Genomic DNA, 2756 nt, shown 5'->3' on the forward strand with positions numbered 1-2756 from the left:
GGCGAGATGCGCCGACAGCGCCGGCATGGGATAGCTGTCGGCCAGGATGGAATGGTGCGCCGGCAGATGGTTCATCCCCGCATAGAGGCTGAGCCAGCTCGGGTCCTGGAAACTTTCCCATTCATACCGCACGAATTCGCCGCAGGCGCGCCAACTATCCAGCTTCATCCGCAGATGGTCGGGCGGCTCGATCGCGCGCATGCGATCCCAGAAGGGTTCGCCGACGCGCCGGTTGAAGATGTAGTGGATCAGCAGGAAATCGCGGATCCGCTCGAATTCCAGCACCGATTGCCGGTTGTAGACCGCCGCCAGACGGGGGTCGATGCCACGCTGCGGCCAAAGCTGGACCAGCCGTTGCAACCCGGACTGGACGAGCGAAATGCTGGTTGATTCCAGCGGCTCCAGAAAGCCCGACGCCAGACCGATGCCGACGACATTGCGATGCCAGACTTCGGCACGGTGGCCAGGCGTGAAGCGCAGCCGGTTCGCATCGCCGAGCGGCGCCCCCTCCAGCCGGTCGCGCAGCGCCTGCTCCGCCTCGTCGTCCGACACATGGTCCGAACAATAGACATAGCCGTTGCCGATCCGGTGCCGCAGCGGGATATGCCACTGCCACCCCGCCGACAGCGCCGTCGCGGTCGTGCGCGGATGCGGCGCAGTGCCGGCCGGCGCACACGGCATCGCCACCGCCCGGTCACAAGGCAACCACTCCCGCCAATCCCGGTAGGGCACCCCCATCGCCTCACCCAGCAACAGGCTGCGAAAACCCGAACAGTCGATCCACAGCTCGCCGCCCACGACCGCGCCGGATTCCAGCCGCACGCCGCGAACGTCACCGCGTTCGGGATCGAGCAGCACCTCGTCGATGCGCGCGGGCACATGGCGCACGCCATTGGCGATCGCCAGTCGGCTCAGCAGATGGGCAAAGCGCACCGCGTCGAAATGCAGCGCGAAGTTGAAATGGCCCAGGTCGTTCTCGGGCCGGTCGGGCGGCGCGAGGAACAGGCCGTGTTCGGCGAGCTGCGTCGCCAGGCAATAGGCGTCGAGCGGCGTCGCGTCGCCCGCTGCCCGTGCCCGCAGCCAGTGATGATGGAAGGGCACGCCCCCGGCCGGCACCCCGTACAGGCCGAAGGGGTGGAAGAAGGCATGCCCCCGCGTCTGCCAGTCGACGAAGCGGATGCCGTACTTGATCGTCCCCCCGGTCTCGCGCAGCACCTCGGGCTCGCCGAGTTCGACCGCGGCCAGGAAGTCGCGGATCGCCGGCACCGTCGCCTCGCCGACGCCGACCGTCCCGATCGCCGGGCTCTCGATCACCGTGATGTCGGGGCGAAGATGCGACAGGCGCCGCGCCAGATAGGTGGCGGCCATCCATCCCGCAGTGCCGCCGCCGACGATAACGATGGAGCGTAACGGATCGCTCATGCACGGGGCTCCTTGGCCGGCTGCCTTGCCCGTCATAGACGATCAGGGCAGCCGGCCAAGGGGCGTTTCAGAAGCGCGCCCGGACGCCCGCGATGAAGCGGCGCTCGTAGATGTTCTCGTTGAACACCTGGTCCTTCCACGTCAGATAATAGCGCTCCGTCTCGCCGGTCAGGTTGGATGCCTGGCCATAGATCGTCAGATACGGCAGGATGTCGTAGCTGATCGAAGCGTCCAGATAGTTGGTCGGCTGCTGATACTGAGCCAGCCCCGAGATGCCGCCATAATCGGACGAGACGAGACGCTTCGAGCGGTAGTTATAGGCGACGCGCGCCTGGAACCCATATTGCTCGTACCACAGCGCCGCGTTCACCTGATGCTTGGAATTGTCCTGGAACGGCTGCTTGTTGCCCGCCAGGTCCACCCGGCCCGTCTCGCCCAGCGACAGCGTGTAGTTGGCATCGACGCCGAACCCACCGAACAAGCCGTTGACCCCGTAATCGGCGAGCGACTGGCGTGCCGAAACCTCGATCCCCTTCAATGTGCCGCCATCGCCCTGCACCGAGGTGCTGACCGGCACCTCGCGCCGGATCACGCCGTCATTGTCGGGAATGTCGTTGCGGAACACGGTGGCGTTGGCGATGAAGCTGTCCACCGCGATATGGAACGCGCCGATCGCGACCAGGCTGGAGCGGCCGGTATAATATTCCAGGCTCGCCTCGACATTGTCGGCGCGCCAGGGGTTGAGCTGCGGATTGCCGCCCAGCGAGGCCGAGCGCGCCTCGAACCGCGACGGGGTGATCGACGTGTTGATCGCATAGTTGACGTTCAGCGCACCGCCCCACTGGTCGAAGTTCAGCAGCGTCATCGTCTTCGCATAGGAGCCGCGCAGGCGCAGCTTCTCGGTCAGGTCGAAGGCGATGTTGAATGCCGGCAGGAAGTCGGTGAACTCACGCCGCGTCAGGATGTCGCCTGCATCCTGACCGGACACGCCGTAGGGCTGCGGCAGGCCGACGATGTTCTGGCGCACGGTGAAGCGCGTGTTGACGATACGCAGGCCACCATTGGCGCGGTAGGGCAGACCGAGCAGCTCGCCCTCGCCGCTCACCTCGGCATAGCCCGACATCTGGCGCAGATCGATGTCGTACGAGTTGGCCGGGTTCACATTCTCGCGCAAGCCCGGGTAGAAGCTGCCGATAAAGGCCGCGGGATTGTCCAGCGCCTTGGGATCGATCGTATAGACCTGCGGCGCGCCCGAGGCTGGCAGGCTGACGCGCTTCAGGATTTCCTGGAAGCGCGGATCGTTCGCCTGCGCGGCGAAGCCTGCGGTATAGGGC

General features: G+C 66.0%; 2 protein-coding genes. Both read right to left on the reverse strand.

Features of this window, described 5'->3' with window-relative positions:
- Nucleotides 1–1422: tryptophan halogenase family protein (locus tag Q0U08_RS19560; RefSeq protein ID WP_298093453.1), on the reverse strand; the 1422-nt coding region annotated here is incomplete at its 3' end.
- 67 nt (nucleotides 1423–1489) lie between these two features.
- The coding region (locus Q0U08_RS19565) for a TonB-dependent receptor (protein ID WP_298093455.1) at nucleotides 1490–2756 on the reverse strand (1267 nt) is incomplete at its 5' end.

Origin of the sequence: uncultured Sphingomonas sp. (assembly GCF_946477935.1) — a bacterium.
Lineage (GTDB): Bacteria > Pseudomonadota > Alphaproteobacteria > Sphingomonadales > Sphingomonadaceae > Sphingomonas.